This is a genomic window from Citrobacter sp. LJND-P06 (genome assembly GCF_058188415.1).
The window spans coordinates 711,855-728,746 of the sequence record NZ_CP187317.1 but is presented as its reverse complement, the minus strand read 5'-3'; the positions used below and the strand labels follow the sequence as shown (position 1 = coordinate 728,746).

19 protein-coding genes and 1 pseudogene are annotated in these 16,892 nt (G+C 54.1%); 10 read left to right on the top strand and 10 right to left on the bottom strand.

The window, feature by feature from the left end:
• Positions 1-20: 20 nt before the first annotated feature.
• The 5 genes from ACO7SM_RS03520 to ACO7SM_RS03500 are packed head-to-tail and all read right to left on the bottom strand — an operon-like array spanning position 21 to position 3,234.
• Complete coding sequence (locus tag ACO7SM_RS03520) at positions 21-809, bottom strand: IclR family transcriptional regulator (RefSeq protein WP_490469706.1); 789 nt, start codon at positions 807-809, stop codon at positions 21-23.
• Positions 810-823: 14 nt separating this feature from the next.
• Complete coding sequence (locus ACO7SM_RS03515) at positions 824-1,573, bottom strand: SDR family oxidoreductase (protein WP_490469705.1); 750 nt, start codon at positions 1,571-1,573, stop codon at positions 824-826.
• A complete protein-coding gene (locus ACO7SM_RS03510; protein ID WP_490469704.1) occupies positions 1,573-2,595 on the bottom strand; it encodes a Rieske 2Fe-2S domain-containing protein in 1,023 nt (340 codons plus the stop codon). The genes ACO7SM_RS03515 and ACO7SM_RS03510 overlap by 1 nt, the downstream gene beginning before the upstream one ends.
• A gap of 10 nt (positions 2,596-2,605) precedes the next feature.
• The gene (locus ACO7SM_RS03505) at positions 2,606-2,914 is read right to left on the bottom strand and encodes a recombinase-like helix-turn-helix domain-containing protein (RefSeq protein ID WP_490469703.1); all 309 of its coding nucleotides are present in this window, start codon (positions 2,912-2,914) and stop codon (positions 2,606-2,608) included.
• Positions 2,911-3,234: a Rieske (2Fe-2S) protein gene (locus tag ACO7SM_RS03500; protein WP_035892012.1), complete on the bottom strand. Its 324-nt coding sequence runs from the start codon at positions 3,232-3,234 to the stop codon at positions 2,911-2,913. Before ACO7SM_RS03500 ends, ACO7SM_RS03505 begins: the two co-directional genes overlap by 4 nt.
• Before the next feature lie 415 nt (positions 3,235-3,649).
• On the opposite strand from ACO7SM_RS03500, the pseudogene ACO7SM_RS03495 reads away from it, so the two are divergent.
• A pseudogene (locus tag ACO7SM_RS03495) lies at positions 3,650-3,916 on the top strand (MFS transporter); the annotation flags it as partial.
• An 89-nt stretch (positions 3,917-4,005) separates the two neighbouring features.
• Here the strand turns inward: ACO7SM_RS03495 and speB are convergent.
• The 4 genes from speB to ACO7SM_RS03475 all read right to left on the bottom strand — a co-directional run bounded on the left by speB (position 4,006) and on the right by ACO7SM_RS03475 (position 7,451).
• Positions 4,006-4,926, bottom strand: coding sequence for an agmatinase (speB, locus tag ACO7SM_RS03490; RefSeq protein ID WP_162380198.1), 921 nt, complete (start codon positions 4,924-4,926; stop codon positions 4,006-4,008).
• A 171-nt stretch (positions 4,927-5,097) separates the two neighbouring features.
• Complete coding sequence (gene speA / locus ACO7SM_RS03485; RefSeq protein ID WP_203360024.1) at positions 5,098-7,074, bottom strand: biosynthetic arginine decarboxylase; 1,977 nt, start codon at positions 7,072-7,074, stop codon at positions 5,098-5,100.
• An 8-nt stretch (positions 7,075-7,082) separates the two neighbouring features.
• Positions 7,083-7,214, bottom strand: coding sequence for an acid stress response protein YqgB (gene yqgB / locus ACO7SM_RS03480; protein WP_162380248.1), 132 nt, complete (start codon positions 7,212-7,214; stop codon positions 7,083-7,085).
• Between the two features lie 93 nt (positions 7,215-7,307).
• Complete coding sequence (locus ACO7SM_RS03475; protein WP_276293946.1) at positions 7,308-7,451, bottom strand: hypothetical protein; 144 nt, start codon at positions 7,449-7,451, stop codon at positions 7,308-7,310.
• Between the two features lie 413 nt (positions 7,452-7,864).
• On the opposite strand from ACO7SM_RS03475, the gene metK reads away from it, so the two are divergent.
• From metK to ruvX, 8 genes are all read left to right on the top strand, one after another.
• Positions 7,865-9,019 (top strand): methionine adenosyltransferase, encoded by a 1,155-nt coding sequence (gene metK / locus ACO7SM_RS03470; RefSeq protein ID WP_490469702.1) that lies wholly within the window; start codon positions 7,865-7,867, stop codon positions 9,017-9,019.
• A 401-nt stretch (positions 9,020-9,420) separates the two neighbouring features.
• Positions 9,421-10,815, top strand: coding sequence for a galactose/proton symporter (gene galP, locus ACO7SM_RS03465; RefSeq protein WP_490469701.1), 1,395 nt, complete (start codon positions 9,421-9,423; stop codon positions 10,813-10,815).
• Between the two features lie 79 nt (positions 10,816-10,894).
• Positions 10,895-11,392 carry a SprT family zinc-dependent metalloprotease gene (locus ACO7SM_RS03460; protein WP_271443935.1) on the top strand — a complete coding sequence of 166 codons (498 nt, stop codon included), beginning with the start codon at positions 10,895-10,897 and terminating at the stop codon, positions 11,390-11,392.
• Positions 11,393-11,486: 94 nt separating this feature from the next.
• Positions 11,487-12,194: a deoxyribonuclease I gene (gene endA / locus ACO7SM_RS03455; RefSeq protein WP_490469700.1), complete on the top strand. Its 708-nt coding sequence runs from the start codon at positions 11,487-11,489 to the stop codon at positions 12,192-12,194.
• 76 nt (positions 12,195-12,270) lie between these two features.
• Positions 12,271-13,002: a 16S rRNA (uracil(1498)-N(3))-methyltransferase gene (gene rsmE, locus ACO7SM_RS03450; protein WP_490469699.1), complete on the top strand. Its 732-nt coding sequence runs from the start codon at positions 12,271-12,273 to the stop codon at positions 13,000-13,002.
• A gap of 12 nt (positions 13,003-13,014) precedes the next feature.
• On the top strand, positions 13,015-13,962 hold the full coding sequence (gene gshB / locus ACO7SM_RS03445) for a glutathione synthase (RefSeq protein ID WP_490469698.1): 948 nt from the start codon (positions 13,015-13,017) through the stop codon (positions 13,960-13,962).
• A 188-nt stretch (positions 13,963-14,150) separates the two neighbouring features.
• Positions 14,151-14,714: a YqgE/AlgH family protein gene (locus tag ACO7SM_RS03440; protein ID WP_490469697.1), complete on the top strand. Its 564-nt coding sequence runs from the start codon at positions 14,151-14,153 to the stop codon at positions 14,712-14,714.
• Positions 14,714-15,130 (top strand): Holliday junction resolvase RuvX, encoded by a 417-nt coding sequence (ruvX, locus tag ACO7SM_RS03435; RefSeq protein ID WP_490470858.1) that lies wholly within the window; start codon positions 14,714-14,716, stop codon positions 15,128-15,130. The genes ACO7SM_RS03440 and ruvX overlap by 1 nt, the downstream gene beginning before the upstream one ends.
• A gap of 47 nt (positions 15,131-15,177) precedes the next feature.
• On the opposite strand, the gene ACO7SM_RS03430 is transcribed toward ruvX, so the two are convergent.
• Positions 15,178-16,158, bottom strand: coding sequence for a type IV pilus twitching motility protein PilT (locus ACO7SM_RS03430; protein ID WP_490469696.1), 981 nt, complete (start codon positions 16,156-16,158; stop codon positions 15,178-15,180).
• A gap of 17 nt (positions 16,159-16,175) precedes the next feature.
• On the opposite strand from ACO7SM_RS03430, the gene ACO7SM_RS03425 reads away from it, so the two are divergent.
• Positions 16,176-16,880 carry a YggS family pyridoxal phosphate-dependent enzyme gene (locus tag ACO7SM_RS03425; RefSeq protein ID WP_490469695.1) on the top strand — a complete coding sequence of 235 codons (705 nt, stop codon included), beginning with the start codon at positions 16,176-16,178 and terminating at the stop codon, positions 16,878-16,880.
• Positions 16,881-16,892 lie beyond the last annotated feature (12 nt).

The following is a 16,892-nucleotide window of genomic DNA, read 5'->3' as shown; positions in this document are numbered from 1 at the left end:
CCTGGCGTTAATCTTTTGATTTAGCTAGCTTTCGAGAGATAACCTAAGAAGCCGGAAATTTTATCCGCCGCCAGGCTCACCTCGCTTTGCAGCCGTTCGCGATCGCTTTGCGGGATCTCTTCCGACGGCACCAGAATGCTCACCACAGCCGCCACTTTCCCGCAGCGGTCATACACCGGATAAACGATGGAGGAGATGCCGTGGCGGAAGAAAGATTCGCCAATCACGTAGCCGCGCACCTTATCCTGCTGCACCATCTGCCACAGCGCTTCGCGGTCCTGCAACTGGCCCGGCGTGTTCCCCGGCAGGCGCTCTTGCGGGAACAGTTGTTCAAAATCGGCGCGGCTAAGGTCGGTCAGAAGCATGCGCCCCAGCGAGGTGCAGTGCACCGGTAAGCGGGTGCCAATGCTGACCTGGTTGATACGCGAGCCAGCGGCGCTGACACGGGCGATATAGATAATGTCGCGCCCATCGCGGATCGCCAGATGGCTGCTGCACTGGCTGGTGTCACGCAGTTGTTCAATCACCGGCTGGCCCACCTGGGCCACATCCAGCGAAGCAATATATTCAAAACCCAAACGCAGTACGTTCATGCCCAGCGAGAAGGTGTTGGTGCGCGTATTGCGCTCCAGAAAACCCATATACTCCAGCGTTTGCACCACCCGGTAGGCGGTGGCCTTCGGCATATCCACCAACCGGTGCAGCTCGGCAAAGGTCAGTTCGCGATGCTGCTCGCCGAAAGCCAGCAGCAGTTGCAATCCGCGCTCCAGCCCCGGCACCAGATATTTCACTTCCTGATCGTTTGCCATATCGACTCCGAAAATCAGTTAAAAACAAAGCCGCCGTTGACCGGAATCAACTGCCCGGTGATGAAACGCGACAGATCGCTGAGCAGCCATACCACGCTGCCGGTCACATCATCCGGCTGCTGCGCTCCGGTGAGTGCGCGGCCGTTTTCATACAACTGATGACGTTCAGCAGGCACGTACTCTGTCGCCTCAACGCGGGTCAGCCCCGGCGCGATGGCGTTGATACGGATGCGTTTTTCGCCTAGTTCGCGCGCCATTGAGCGGGTCATAGCAATCACCGCACCTTTACTGGCGACGTAGGCCATCAGGCGCGGCGCGCCCCATAGCGCGGTGTCCGACGCGATATTGACGATCCCCGCACCTTCACGCAGCAGCGGGACTGCGGCGCGTGTCACCAGCCAGGTTCCCTTCACGTTCACGGACATCACGCGATCCCAAAGATCCGGATCGTAATCGATCATGTTTTTACCGCCGACGCCGGTCGCCATCGCCGCGTTGTTCACCAGGCCATCAATTGGCCCGCGTTCGCCAACGGCGTTGAATACCGCGTCTATTGAGTCAGCATCCGCCAGGTCGATAACGTGTGATTCAATCGTGTAGCCCTGCTCGCTTAACTGGTGCGCACGCTCCAGCAGCTCACCTTTCAGGATGTCGCACATCACCACCGCCGCCCCCTGTTCCGCACAGGCTTTGGCGAAGTGGTAGCCCAGGCCGCGCGCAGCGCCAGTCACTACGATGCGTTTACCGTTCAACAGCCCATTCATCAGGCAACCCCCTGCTGCTGTTCGCGGATGGCCAGTTGCTCTTTGGCCGATTTTTGCATCATCCGGCGCAGGCGGGAAAGACCGACGTCATGCTGATAGAGATACTCATGGTCACGGGCGTTCGGCGCCATGCTTTCCAGCACTACGCGGTCCTGCTCAAGCACTTCCCAGTGCAGTTTTTCCAGACGGTTGCGGTACATAAAGCGCCACATGTCACGCTGCCAACCCTGCACGCGGCGGATACGCCAGAAGAAGACGCGACAGTTGTCGTTATCTTCCGGTACCACCATACCGACGATAAAGAAGTGACCACCCGGCCCAAAACGCTTCTTATACGGAATGGACAGACGCATCCAGAAGGTGCCGCTGTTGCCCAGTTCAACCCAGTCAAAGTTGACGCCGCTCTGGCCTTTTTTCTCAAAGATAAAGCCGGTTTTGGTTGGCTGTAGCACCATATCGGCCTTGCGGTCGCCTTCCGCCATCGAGTGCGATGAAGAGTGCAGATAGGTACCGTGCATCGGATCCATCACGTTTTCCAGCGCATACTGGTAGTTACATTTCCAGGCCGCAGTACACAGGAAGTTGCTGTAGGTTTCCGTATCGGCCAGCTCAGCCGGGAAGCTCAGCGCATCCGGCTGCTGATCGGCTGTCACGCCAAACCACAGGAAGATGGCACCGTGCGCCTCCTGGACGTTGTAGCTGCGCACGCACTGCTGGCCCACCAGCGGACACTTGTCGACGGCGGGGACATCTTTCACTTCGCCGTTGCCAGCCACTTCTACGCCGTGATACCAGCAGGCAATGCGGTCGCCGAGATTCCAGCCCATCGACAGGCGTGCGCCCCGGTGCGGACAGCGGTCTTCCAGCGCCTGCACCTGGCCGTCTTTGTTACGCCAGACCACGATTTGCTCGCCAAGACGAGTGATGCCCACCGGCGCAGACTGCACTTCCCAACTGGCCAGTACCGGATACCAAAGACCGCGCAGGCCTTTATCGAGATAATTTTGTACGGTTGTCGTCATCGCCTTGCCCTCAGTAGCCGTTAACCTGTAAGAATGCCTCGAAGCTGGCATCGCTCCACGGCTCGCCCTGCTGGTCGTGCATACGCACCGCGTTCAGCCCGCTCACCAGCTCCGGTAGGGTTTCGGCCCCTTGCTCAAAGAGATCTTCCAGCGTGGCGATAAGGTTCACTTCCCAGTTTTCCGGCGTGCGACTGCGGGTTTGCCAGATCAGGTTCTGGTAATCACCCGGCTTATGGATTGCGCCGTTGCCGCCTTCTGCGGGCGGGGTAAACTGGCGGCTTTCCGGCAGTGCCGGGTTAAAGTTCGGGGTGTCGCTCATGCCACGGTCTCCTCGATAAACGTAATCTGGATCTGGTTTTCAAATACCCGAACCGGGTAGCGGTTAAGATTGCGGCCGCCGGGGCCGTGCAGGCACTGCCCGGTTTTGACATCGAAAACCGCTTCATGCAGCGGGCACTCCACTTTGCCGTCTTCCACAAAACCCTGGCTCAGCAGCGCATAGGCGTGAGGGCATACGTCTTCCAGCGCGTAATATTCACCGTCAATTAAATAAACGCCGATCTCTTTGCCTTCGACATTGCCGCTAAAAGGGAAATCTTCCTGTACTTGTTCTGCGTCACATACGCCTATCCAGCTCATCGCGATCCTCCAGGCTTTTGTTTCATATATGAAACTCTGTTTCTTATTTAATACGGTCAATATAAAAGCGGTGAATGTTTCGTCAAGCATAAATGTGACTAATTTGTTAATTAATGCGCAGTTAATTAGCTAAGTGTGCAAACGATCACGAAAAAATGCAGCGATATGAAATTTTCATTATTCTGATGTGAATAGATACGCTTATTGATGGTTTCTTATTTTGAATAATAGATATTGACTTCTTTTCTTTTTACTCCTTGAAAATAATAAAGCCGAGCAAACACAGAGTTTCACCTGTGAAACAATAATTTATTTTATTGTTTATAAACAATGAGTTTCACAGGTGAACCATTTTAGCTGCGTGACAATCACATTGATAAAAATATAAATAAACAGAAAGGTTAAGGCGGGCTTGATGGCGGTAAGATGGCAAGGAACAATAGCACTCTTGTTGCTAACTATTCGCTCCTACGTTGACCGGGTGAATATCCCGGTAATGATTTTAAATCAGGAATTTGTCGAACACCCTCAGTTAAATGAAAACAAAATGTTACAGAGAATGCGGATGACATGCTTTCTTCTGGGTTATGGATTTTCCGCTTTATTATTAACTCAGGTTATTGAAAGAAAATTACATTACCGACAGGGATTATTAAGCAGCATCGCGATTTGGGCTGCGGTTTTGCGCTGGTGACCTGGCAGACGCCGCTGCTGGCTGGAGGAATTCTGCTGCTACGCATACGTCGCGCAGCAGCAGTGAGCGTCTGAGGCTTATTCGCCTTTTTTCGCCGCCTGGATGTACAACATTTCCAGCGCCAGGGTCGCCGCGGCCAGCGCGGTGATTTCAGACTGATCGTAGGCCGGAGCCACTTCGACCACGTCCATACCGACGATATTCAGATCTTTCAGACCACGCACCAGCTTAATGGCGCGATCGGTAGTCAGGCCGCCGATCACCGGTGTGCCGGTGCCAGGCGCAAAGGCCGGATCCAGCGCATCGATATCAAACGTCAGATACACCGGCATATCACCAACAATCTGCTTCACCTGCGCGATGATGTCATCCACGCCACGATCGTTGACCTGGCAGGCATCCAGCACGGTAAAACCGTTGTCTTTGTCGAACTCGGTACGAATGCCGATCTGCACGGAGTGGTTCGGATCGATCAGACCTTCGTTCGGCGCGGTAAAGAACATAGTGCCGTGGTCAAATTCACAGCCGTTGGCGTAAGTGTCGGTATGCGCATCAAAATGCACCAGCGCCATTTTGCCAAAGTGTTTCGCGTGTGCGCGCAGCAGCGGCAACGTCACAAAGTGGTCGCCGCCAAAGGAGAGCATACGCTTACCGGCGGAAAGCAGCTTTTCTGCGTGCGCCTGTAATTTCTCGCTCATTTCGCGGGCATCGCCAAACGCATACACCAGATCGCCGCAATCTACGACGTTCAGACGTTCGCGCATGTCGAAGTTCCACGGGAAGCGGTTGTGCTCCCAGGCCAGGTTGGTTGATACCTGACGGATAGCCGCCGGGCCGTGACGACCGCCCGCGCGACCGGACGTTGCCATATCAAACGGAACGCCGGTGATCACCCAGTCAGCGTCGCTGTCGTACGGCTGGAAGTTCATCGGAAGGCGTAAAAAACCAAACGCGTTAGATACCAGAGAGTTATCGTACTGATGACCTAAAGTGCTCATGTCCTGACCTCTTATAAAATCACTGTAAAAAAAATCCCCTCCGCGTCGTTAGGCCCGACGAGGAAGGGATTGATTTGCATATTACGTATTGGGCGTAATTATCGCCGTTAAATTGTTCAGGTTCAAGTATCCCGTAGGCCCGGTAAGCGCAGCGCCACCGGGCACGAGCGGTTACTCGTCTTCCAGATAGGTATACCCATAGAGTCCGGCTTCAAACTCTTCAAGGAACTGCTGTTGTAACGCATCATCCAGATCGGTTTGTTTTACCTGATCGCGGAAATGGGTCAGCAGCGTGTTCGGATCCAGCTGTACGTATTGCAGCATGTCCGCCACCGTATCGCCCTCGTCAGACAGTTCAACTTCTACGCTGCCGTCCGGGAAGACAAACACATCAACCGCTTCGGTATCGCCGAACAGGTTATGCATGTTGCCGAGGATCTCCTGATACGCGCCAACCATAAAGAAGCCGAGCATCGGCGGATTCTCAGGATCGTATTCCGGCATCGGCATGGTGGTGGCAATGCCGTCACCGTCGATGTAGTGATCGATAGCCCCGTCGGAATCACAGGTGATATCCAGCAACACCGCACGACGCTCTGGAACCTGATCCAGCCCTTCCAGCGGCAGAACCGGGAACAACTGGTCGATACCCCAGGCATCCGGCATTGACTGGAACAGCGAGAAGTTGACGTACACTTTGTCCGCCATACGTTCTTGCAGTTCGTCGATGATCGGGCGATGCGCGCGGTTTTGCGGGTCCAGTTGTTTCTGCACTTCGTGACACATGCTGAGGTAAAGCTGTTCCGCCCACGCACGCTCTTGCAGGCTAAACGTCCCGGAAGAGTAACCAACGTGGATATCGTGCAAGTCCATCTGGCTGTCGTGCAGCCATTCACGCAATGAGCGACGGGTACCCGGCTCGTGCATCTCCTGCCAGGTTTCCCACATACTTTGCAGCGCACGCTGAGCATCTTCGCCAGGCGCTGTAGGTTCGGTATATTCGTTACGCTCAACGCCGATGATGTTGGAAACCAGCACGGTGTGGTGTGCCGTCACTGCACGCCCGGATTCGGTGATCACCGTCGGATGTGGCAGGCCGTTCTCTTCACACGCATCGCCAATCGCCCAGATGATGTTGTTGGCGTATTCATTCAGGCCATAGTTGACGGAACAGTCAGACTGCGAGCGGGTTCCTTCGTAATCCACGCCCAAACCGCCGCCGACGTCGAAGCACTGAATATTGACGCCCAGTTTGTGCAGTTCAACATAGAATCGCGAGGATTCACGTACGCCGGTCGCGATATCGCGGATGTTCGCCATCTGGGAGCCAAGATGGAAATGCAGCAGTTGCAGGCTGTCCAGACGCCCGGCTTCACGCAGGGTTTCAACCAGTTGCAATACCTGAGTCGCCGCCAGGCCGAACTTGGATTTTTCACCGCCTGAAGACTGCCATTTGCCGGAGCCTTGCGACGCCAGACGCGCACGCACGCCCAGACGCGGAATGACGTTCAGACGCTCGGCTTCATCCAGAACAATGGCGATTTCCGACATCTTCTCAATGACCAGATAGACCTTATGGCCCATCTTCTCGCCGATCAGCGCCAGACGGATATATTCACGGTCTTTGTAGCCGTTACAGACGATCACGCTGCGGGTCATTCCGGCATGTGCCAGAACCGCCATCAGCTCTGCTTTAGAACCTGCTTCCAGTCCCAGCGGCTCGCCGGAATGGATCAGCGATTCAATCACCCGACGGTGCTGGTTAACTTTGATCGGGTAAACGAGGAAATAGTCGCCGTTGTAACCGTAGGATTCACGCGCACGTTTGAAGGCGGCGTTAATCGAACGCAGACGGTGTTGCAGGATCTGCGGGAAGCAGAACAATGCCGGCAGACGCTGGCCTTGCGCTTCACGCGCTTTTACCAGTTTGGCAAGATCAACGCGCGCGTCAGGGACGTCCGGGTCCGGGCACACACTGATGTGTCCCAGTTCATTGACGTCGTAGTAGTTATTGCCCCACCAGGCAATATTGTAAGTACGCAGCATCTTGCTGGCTTCCTGGGAACTCATTGCAACCTCCTGCATGGAGCGTAGTACACCCTGTCCGCCTGCTGACGAAAGCGAACCCATAGAAATGTCGTCAGACATAGCGAACCTCAGATTTTATTAACAAGTGTAAAACAGTTGACTACTATCGCAGTCCGAAGACGCGATAACAACCCATAAACAGGCGGATTTTCCAGCGGATAGTGCTGACGCTCCGACTGCGCGACCGGTTTCTTTTTCATATCATTGTAAAACACGTAACCGAACTTAAGCATGACGGTTCGGCGAAACCACGAGAAAACTCTTGTTTAACCAAGAGCGCCCTTGTTCAGTCCTTAGATGCCGTAACCGGCCCTGGAGTCCTGAGAAGCGCCGAGATGGGTATAACATCGGCAGGTATGCAAAGCAGAGATGCAGTATGTGGGGGACATTCGTACACCAGAACGGTGCGACTGATTCAGCAGAATACAACGGTTCATTATCTCGTATCACCTCCACGGCCGCTCCACACGGAACGAACCCACAAGCCAAAGCAAAAGTTTTAGCCCGGCTGGAAGTGGCAACACGATGAAAACGTCGTGTGCTGTATGAGCCGCGCGCCGCGTTTTATACCGACATGAAGCGTAAAAAGCAAAACATAAATGCGTACATTGCCATCACCGTCAGGAAAAATTTCCAGCTGTGTTTTCAACGCAATGAGGCTTTACTCAAAAAAAGCTGGAAATCGGGTGAACAAGTAACCTAAAATAGCCATCCAGATGTTAATCCATCCATACTGATTAACACTCAGACTGCCAGTGTCGCTAACCTGCAGGCCTTGGTAGAATCTTCGGCTATGGCTACTCCGCACAACAGTTTGAGCTAAACAAATTCTCCTTAGGTGAAATTAAACATGGCAAAACACCTTTTTACGTCTGAGTCCGTTTCAGAAGGGCATCCTGACAAAATCGCTGACCAAATCTCTGACGCCGTGCTGGACGCTATCCTGGAACAGGATCCCAAAGCACGTGTCGCATGTGAAACCTACGTTAAAACCGGTATGGTTTTAGTTGGCGGTGAAATCACCACCAGCGCCTGGGTTGATATTGAAGAGATCACCCGTAATACGGTGCGCGAGATTGGCTATGTGCATTCCGACATGGGTTTCGACGCGAACTCCTGCGCAGTGCTGAGCGCTATCGGTAAACAATCCCCGGATATCAATCAGGGCGTTGACCGTGCCGACCCGCTGGAACAGGGCGCTGGCGATCAGGGCCTGATGTTTGGCTACGCCACCAATGAAACCGACGTGCTGATGCCAGCGCCGATCACCTACGCACACCGTCTGGTGCAGCGTCAGGCTGAAGTGCGTAAAAACGGCACGCTGCCGTGGTTGCGTCCGGACGCGAAAAGCCAGGTGACCTTCCAGTATGACGACGGCAAAATCGTCGGCATTGATGCCGTGGTTCTGTCCACTCAGCATTCCGAAGATATCGACCAGAAATCCCTGCAAGAAGCGGTGATGGAAGAGATAATCAAACCGGTTCTGCCGAGCGAATGGCTGAGCGCGTCCACCAAATTCTTCATCAACCCAACCGGCCGTTTCGTTATCGGTGGCCCAATGGGCGACTGTGGTCTGACTGGGCGTAAAATCATCGTAGATACCTACGGCGGTATGGCACGTCATGGCGGCGGCGCTTTCTCCGGTAAAGATCCGTCTAAAGTTGACCGTTCTGCGGCATACGCGGCGCGTTATGTCGCGAAAAACATCGTTGCTGCGGGCCTGGCTGACCGTTGTGAAATTCAGGTCTCCTACGCTATCGGCGTGGCGGAGCCGACCTCCATCATGGTTGAAACGTTTGGTACTGAGAAAGTCCCTTCAGAGCAACTGACTCTGCTGGTGCGCGAGTTCTTTGACCTGCGTCCTTACGGCCTGATTCAGATGCTGGATCTGCTGCACCCGATCTACAAAGAAACCGCAGCCTATGGTCACTTTGGTCGTGAACATTTCCCATGGGAAAAAACCGACAAAGCGCAACTGTTGCGTGATGCCGCCGGTCTGAAATAATCCTCTGACTGAACGCTCTTAAAGGCCAGCCTCGTGCTGGCCTTTTGCTTTTCTCATACCGCCTTTCCCCCGCTGTTACCCATTCCGGTTTTCCGTATTTACCCTTCCACAGCTAAACAATGGAAGCGATTACATTCAATTTTACGTTATTAAAACTGGAGTAATGCTTCACCACAGTCAGACAGGCGTTGTTGTTACATTACATTTCGGCATTATCTTAATGCCGGGCAACACTTCATGTTACATGATTATTAAATTCACTATTTTTCATATAATTAAATAATACACCAACTAAATACCAGTGTAACCGATTACACCAATGTGATTAACCTCACATATTTTTACGCCGTACTCACCTACCCTTACCATCAACAAAATTGGCAACCCAATCGGAGGGCTTTATGCCTGACACTAAAAAACAGGGGCGTTCGAACAAGACAATGACATTTTTTGTCTGCTTTCTTGCCGCCCTGGCTGGATTACTTTTTGGCCTGGATATCGGTGTTATCGCCGGTGCATTACCCTTCATCACTGACGAATTCCAGATAAGCCCGCACACTCAGGAATGGGTGGTAAGTTCGATGATGTTCGGCGCCGCTGTCGGTGCCGTCGGCAGCGGCTGGCTCTCCTTCAAACTGGGTCGTAAGAAAAGCCTGATGATCGGGGCGATTCTGTTTGTAGCCGGTTCGCTATGTTCTGCCGCCGCGCCTAACGTTGAGATCCTGATTATCTCCCGCGTGCTGTTGGGTCTGGCCGTCGGTGTCGCCTCCTACACCGCGCCGCTGTACTTATCCGAAATTGCGCCGGAGAAAATTCGCGGCAGCATGATCTCGATGTACCAGTTAATGATCACCATCGGTATTCTGGGCGCGTATCTCTCCGATACCGCCTTCAGCTACAGCGGTGCATGGCGCTGGATGTTAGGCGTTATCATTATTCCCGCCATTCTGCTGCTGATTGGCGTGTTCTTCCTGCCGGACAGCCCGCGCTGGTTTGCCGCGAAACGTCGCTTCGTGGATGCAGAACGCGTCCTGCTGCGTTTGCGTGATACCAGCGCAGAAGCCAAACGCGAGCTGGACGAAATCCGCGAAAGCCTGCAGGTGAAACAGAGCGGCTGGGCGCTGTTTAAAGAAAACAGCAACTTCCGCCGTGCCGTCTTCCTGGGCGTGCTGTTACAGGTGATGCAGCAGTTCACCGGGATGAACGTCATCATGTACTACGCGCCGAAAATCTTTGAACTGGCGGGCTACACCAACACCACGGAACAGATGTGGGGAACCGTTATCGTCGGTCTGACCAACGTTCTGGCGACCTTCATCGCCATTGGTCTGGTAGACCGTTGGGGTCGTAAACCAACGCTGACGCTGGGCTTCCTGGTGATGGCTATCGGGATGGGTACACTGGGCACCATGATGCATATCGGTATCCATTCGGCCTCCGCACAATACTTTGCCATCGCCATGCTGCTGATGTTTATCATCGGGTTTGCGATGAGCGCCGGCCCGCTGATTTGGGTACTGTGCTCTGAAATTCAGCCGCTGAAAGGCCGTGATTTTGGTATCACCTGCTCTACGGCAACCAACTGGATTGCCAATATGATTGTGGGCGCGACATTCCTGACCATGCTCAACACGCTGGGCAACGCAAACACGTTCTGGGTGTACGCCGGTCTGAACCTGTTCTTCATCGTTCTGACCCTCTGGCTGGTTCCGGAAACCAAACACGTCTCCCTGGAACACATCGAACGTAACCTGATGAAAGGTCGTCGACTGCGCGAAATCGGCGCTCACGATTAATCCGCTACCGCTTCCTCCCGCAATTGGGAGGAAGCTTCCCCCTTGCAGTCCCCGCCCCCTCGCACTATTCTCTGCCGTTATGAAAACCGTCCGTCTCCCTATCGCCATCCAGCAAGCCGTTATGCGCAGCCTGCGGGAAAAGCTCGCCCAGGCTAACCTGAAACTGGGTCGTGACTACCCGGAACCTAAACTGGTCTATCAGCAGCGCGGCACCGCAGCAGGAACCGCCTGGCTGGAAAGTTATGAAATCCGCCTTAATCCGGTGCTATTAGCCGAAAATGTCGATGCGTTTGTCGACGAAGTTGTCCCGCACGAACTGGCGCATTTACTGGTGTGGAAGCACTTTGGCCGTGTTGCGCCGCACGGAAAAGAGTGGAAATGGATGATGGAGAACGTCCTTGGCGTGCCCGCCAGACGCACTCATCAATTTGAGCTGCAATCCGTTCGTCGCAACACCTTTGCCTACCGCTGCAAATGTCAGGAACATCAACTCACCGTGCGTCGCCATAACCGAATTGTGCGCGGCGAAGCCACTTACCGCTGCGTCCATTGCGGCGAACCGCTCGTCGCACAATAACATTCAGAATTATCAGGAACTTTTCTGATCTGCCTGATTGCATACAGGAACAACTTTCGCTACGTTGCGAGCTCGATTTAACACGGAGCTCGTGATGTACCGTAATTTTACTTTTGCAGTGGCGTTTCTGGCGACTGCTCTCTCAGGCCCGGCGCTGGCCGAAGGCATTAACAGTTTTTCTCAGGCAAAAGCCGCTGGCGTCAAGGTCAATGCCGACGTACCCGGCGACTTCTACTGTGGATGCAAAATTGACTGGCAGGGTAAAAAAGGTGTCGTAGACCTGAATTCCTGCGGTTATAAAGTGCGCAAAAATGAAAACCGCGCCAGCAGAATCGAATGGGAACACGTGGTACCCGCCTGGCAATTTGGCCACCAGCGGCAGTGCTGGCAGGAAGGCGGACGCAAAAACTGCGCCAAAGACCCGGAATACCGCAAGATGGAAAGCGACATGCATAACCTGCAACCGGCGGTCGGTGAAGTCAACGGCGATCGCGGTAACTTCATGTACAGCCAGTGGAACGGCGGCGAAGGCCAGTATGGACAGTGCGCGATGAAGGTCGATTTCAAAGAGAAAGTGGCTGAACCGCCAGCGCGCGCACGGGGTTCGATTGCTCGTACTTATTTTTATATGCGCGATCAATACAACCTGAACCTTTCCCGCCAGCAGACACAACTTTTCAACGCCTGGGATAAGCAATATCCGGTCACCGACTGGGAATGCGAACGCGACGAACGCATCGCCAGAGTACAAGGGAACCACAACCCGTACGTGCAACGCGCTTGCCAGGCGCAAAAGAGCTAACCTACACTAGCGGGAATAATTGTTAACCCAACCCCACGTGACTCGCTTGCGTGGGGAGATACGCGGATTTTTAACCATGCGCATTCCCCGCATTTACCACCCTGAACCTCTCTCTTCTGGCAGCCAGATTTCGCTGTGCGAAGATGCCGCCAACCATATCGGTCGCGTGTTACGCATGGGGCCGGGGCAGGCTTTGCAACTGTTTGACGGTAGCAACCAGGTTTTTGATGCCGAAATAGCCAGCGCCAGCAAAAAAAGCGTGGAGGTGAAGATACTCAGCGGTGAATTAGACGACCGTGAGTCCCCGTTGCATATTCATCTCGGACAAGTGATGTCGCGTGGTGAAAAAATGGAATTCACTATCCAGAAATCAATAGAACTGGGTGTAAGCCTCATTACGCCACTTTTTTCTGAGCGCTGCGGCGTTAAACTGGATAGCGAGCGTCTGAATAAGAAGCTCCAGCAGTGGCAAAAAATCGCCATTGCCGCCTGTGAACAGTGCGGTCGTAACCGGGTGCCGGAAATTCGCCCGGCCATGGATCTGGAAGCCTGGTGCGCTGAGCAGGATGAAGGTCTGAAGCTGAATCTGCACCCGCGCGCCAGTGCCAGTATTAATACGTTGCCACTGCCGGTTGAACGTATTCGCCTGTTGATTGGCCCGGAAGGCGGGCTGTCGGCAGACGAAATCGCCATGACCGCACGCTACCAGTTTACTGATATCCTGTTAGGACCTCGCGTTCTGCGTACAGAGACAACTGCGCTCACCGCCATTACCGCGCTACAAGTGCGATTTGGCGATCTGGGCTAACGGAGAAGAACAATGATCAAGCTCGGCATCGTGATGGATCCCATCGCTAGCATCAACATCAAGAAAGATTCCAGCTTCGCTATGCTGCTGGAAGCACAGCGCCGCGGTTACGAACTTCATTATATGGAGATGGCCGATCTTTATCTGATTAACGGTGAAGCCCGCGCCCGCACGCGTACTCTGAGCGTCGAGCAGAATTACGACAAATGGTATGACTTTACCGGCGAACAGGATCTGCCGCTGGCGGATCTGGACGTTATTCTGATGCGTAAAGATCCACCGTTCGACACTGAATTTATCTACGCCACCTATATTCTGGAACGTACAGAAGAGAAAGGCACGCTGATTGTGAACAAGCCGCAGAGCCTGCGCGACTGTAATGAAAAGCTGTTCACCGCCTGGTTCTCCGATCTGACGCCAGAAACATTGGTCACCCGCAACAAAGCGCAGTTGAAAGCCTTCTGGCAAAAACACAGCGATATCATTCTCAAACCGCTGGACGGTATGGGCGGCGCGTCGATCTTCCGCGTGAAGGAAGGCGATCCCAACCTCGGCGTGATTGCCGAAACGCTGACCGAGCACGGCACCCGCTACTGTATGGCGCAGAACTATCTGCCCGCGATTAAAGACGGTGATAAACGCGTACTGGTGGTGGATGGCGAACCGGTGCCGTACTGCCTGGCGCGTATTCCGCAGGGTGGCGAAACCCGCGGTAATCTGGCCGCTGGCGGCCGTGGCGAACCGCGTCCGTTAACGGAAAGCGACTGGGATATTGCCCGTCGTATTGGGCCAACCCTGAAAGCGAAAGGGCTTATTTTCGTCGGTCTGGACATCATTGGCGACCGTCTGACCGAAATTAACGTCACCAGCCCAACCTGTATTCGCGAGATTGAAGCAGAATTCCCGGTCTCAATTACCGGTATGCTGATGGACGCGATTGAAGCGCGCCTGCAGAAGTAAGCCGTCTGCTGGATGATGACATCCAGAATGCCTTTGTAGGCCAGATAAACGCAGCGCCATCAGGCATTAAAACACCGATGCCGGATGGCGACGCGAGCGTCTTATCCGGCCTCCGGTAGTGACATCCGTGCTCTTTACCCACATACTGACCCCTGTTGCTTTTTAAACCAGGAACAGAACCTCTGACAATGAATTTACAGCATCACTTTCTTATTGCCATGCCTGCTCTTCAGGATCCGATTTTCCGCCGCTCTGTGGTCTATATTTGCGAACATAATGAAAATGGCGCAATGGGGATCATCATCAATAAGCCTCTGGAAAATCTACAAATTGAAGGGATTCTGGAAAAGCTGAAAATAACGCCGGAACCCCGTGATCCCGCCATTCGCCTGGATAAAGCCGTGATGCTGGGCGGCCCGCTGGCAGAAGACCGTGGGTTTATTCTGCATACCCCGCCGTCGCGTTTTTCGTCCAGTATTCTGATTTCAGATAACACCGTGATCACCACCTCCCGTGACGTGCTGGAAACCCTGGGCACACAAGAACAACCTTCCGAGGTACTGGTAGCCCTGGGATACTCCTCATGGGAAAAAGGCCAACTGGAACAAGAGTTACTGGATAACGCCTGGCTGACAGCGCCTGCGGATCTCAATATTTTATTCAAAACGCCGATTGCCGATCGCTGGCGCGACGCAGCCAGACTGATTGGGATTGATATCCTGACCATGCCTGGCGTGGCGGGGCACGCATGATGAGCGAAACCTTACTGGCCTTCGATTTTGGCACGAAAAGTATTGGCGTCGCGATTGGTCAGCGGGTAACCGGCACTGCCCGCCCGCTGCCTGCTATCAAAGCGCAGGATGGAACCCCTGACTGGAACCTCATTGAACGCCTGCTCAAAGAGTGGCAACCCGATGAAGTCATTGTGGGACTGCCGCTCAACATGGATGGCACCGAACAACCGCTGACCGCCAGGGCACGCAAGTTTGCCAACCGTATTCACGGTCGATTTGGCGTGACGGTGACCCTGCATGACGAACGGCTCAGCACGGTTGAAGCACGCTCCGGCCTGTTCGAACAAGGCGGATACCGGGCGCTAACCAAGGGCAAGGTCGACTCCGCCTCGGCGGTCATCATTCTCGAAAGTTATTTCGAACAAGGGTACTGATCTCCCTCAGTCCGTAATCATGGCAGTGCGCATCGCCCTGACCCGTTTTAAAGCCTCCCTTGCGCCTGCCGCTGTTGCAGGCTTTGGGCGAAGGTCTGCATTCCCATCTGCTGCCCGGTTTGAATGATGCCGGGCAACTGGTGGCTCTTCCCTTCCCGGATCAGATTCCCTGCCGCTGGCGTATTGATGAGTAGCTCAAACAGCGCCACGCGCCCGTCCTGTTTGTCTTTTTCCAGTTTTTGCGACAATACCGCACGCAAACTGCCCGCCAGTTGACTGCGCACCGGATCCTTCTCCTGTGCCGGAAAAGAGTCGATCAGTCGCTCGATGGCTTGCGCCGCACCACGCGTGTGCAGCGTCGCCAGAACCAGATGCCCCGTTTCTGCTGCGGTCAATGCCAGACGGATCGTTTCGCTGTCACGCAGTTCGCCCAGTAAAATGACGTCAGGATCTTCCCGCAATGCCGCACGCAGTCCAGAAGCAAACGAACGGCAATGTACGCCAACCTCACGCTGCTGAATCAAACAACGCTGACTGGCGTAGCAGTACTCAATAGGGTCTTCAAGGGTCAGAATATGCGCTTCAGTATGCTGGTTGAGATAGTCAACCATCGCCGCCAGGGTGGTCGATTTCCCGCTGCCGGTGGCCCCGGTCACCAGAATAAGTCCATTCTCGCCGCTCAGCAGATTCGTTAAGACAGGTGGTGCCTGAAGTTCCGCCAGGATCGGGCAGGAAGCGGGTAACAGCCGCAGCGCCAGCGACGTCCCCTGCTGGTGAACAAAAGCGCTGGCGCGTAGGCGCAAGTTCCCCGCCAGCGACACCGCAAAATCAAGCTGACCATTTTTGCGCAATTGTTCCTGCTGAGCGTCATTAAGCCACTGCGCTAAGAGCGCCTGAATGTCCGGCGACGTAAAGGGTGCTATTTCCACCCGCCCCCGTTTTCGCCAACGCGCAGACCAGGCATTACACAGGTGTAGATCCGAGACGTTATGCTTTACACTAAGGGCCACAATTTCTTCCATATTCATATGAACATCCTCGGAAAATGAACGATATCGCGCATAACCTGGCACAGATCCGGGACAAAATCTCAGCCGCTGCGACGCGTTGCGGGCGGTCTTCAGAAGACGTTACATTGCTTGCAGTGAGTAAAACCAAGCCTGCGAGCGCCATCGCAGAAGCGATTACCGCTGGACAACGCGCATTTGGCGAAAATTACGTTCAGGAAGGTGTGGAAAAAATTCGCCATTTCCAGGAGAGTGGCGTCGACGGGTTGCAATGGCACTTTATTGGCCCGTTGCAGTCCAACAAAAGCCGCCTGGTCGCAGAACATTTCGACTGGTGCCATACGATTGACCGTCTGCGTATTGCTGCCCGTCTGAACGAACAACGCCCGGCAACGCTGCCGCCGCTGAACGTACTCATTCAAATCAATATCAGCGATGAGAACAGCAAGTCAGGAATTCCGCTGACAGAGCTGGACGCGCTCGCTGCAGAAGTGGCGGGAATGCCACATCTTCGCCTACGCGGACTGATGGCGATCCCGGCGCCTGAGTCAGATTATGTAAGGCAGTTTGAAGTTGCCCGTCAAATGGCTGTAGCATTTGACGGTCTAAAGACCCGTTACCCTGATGTCGATACGCTGTCTCTGGGTATGTCAGACGATATGGATGCCGCGATCGCGGCAGGTAGTACGATGGTGCGCATCGGCACTGCTATTTTTGGTGCACGTGATTACACAAAAAATTAAGGAAAACTAAGG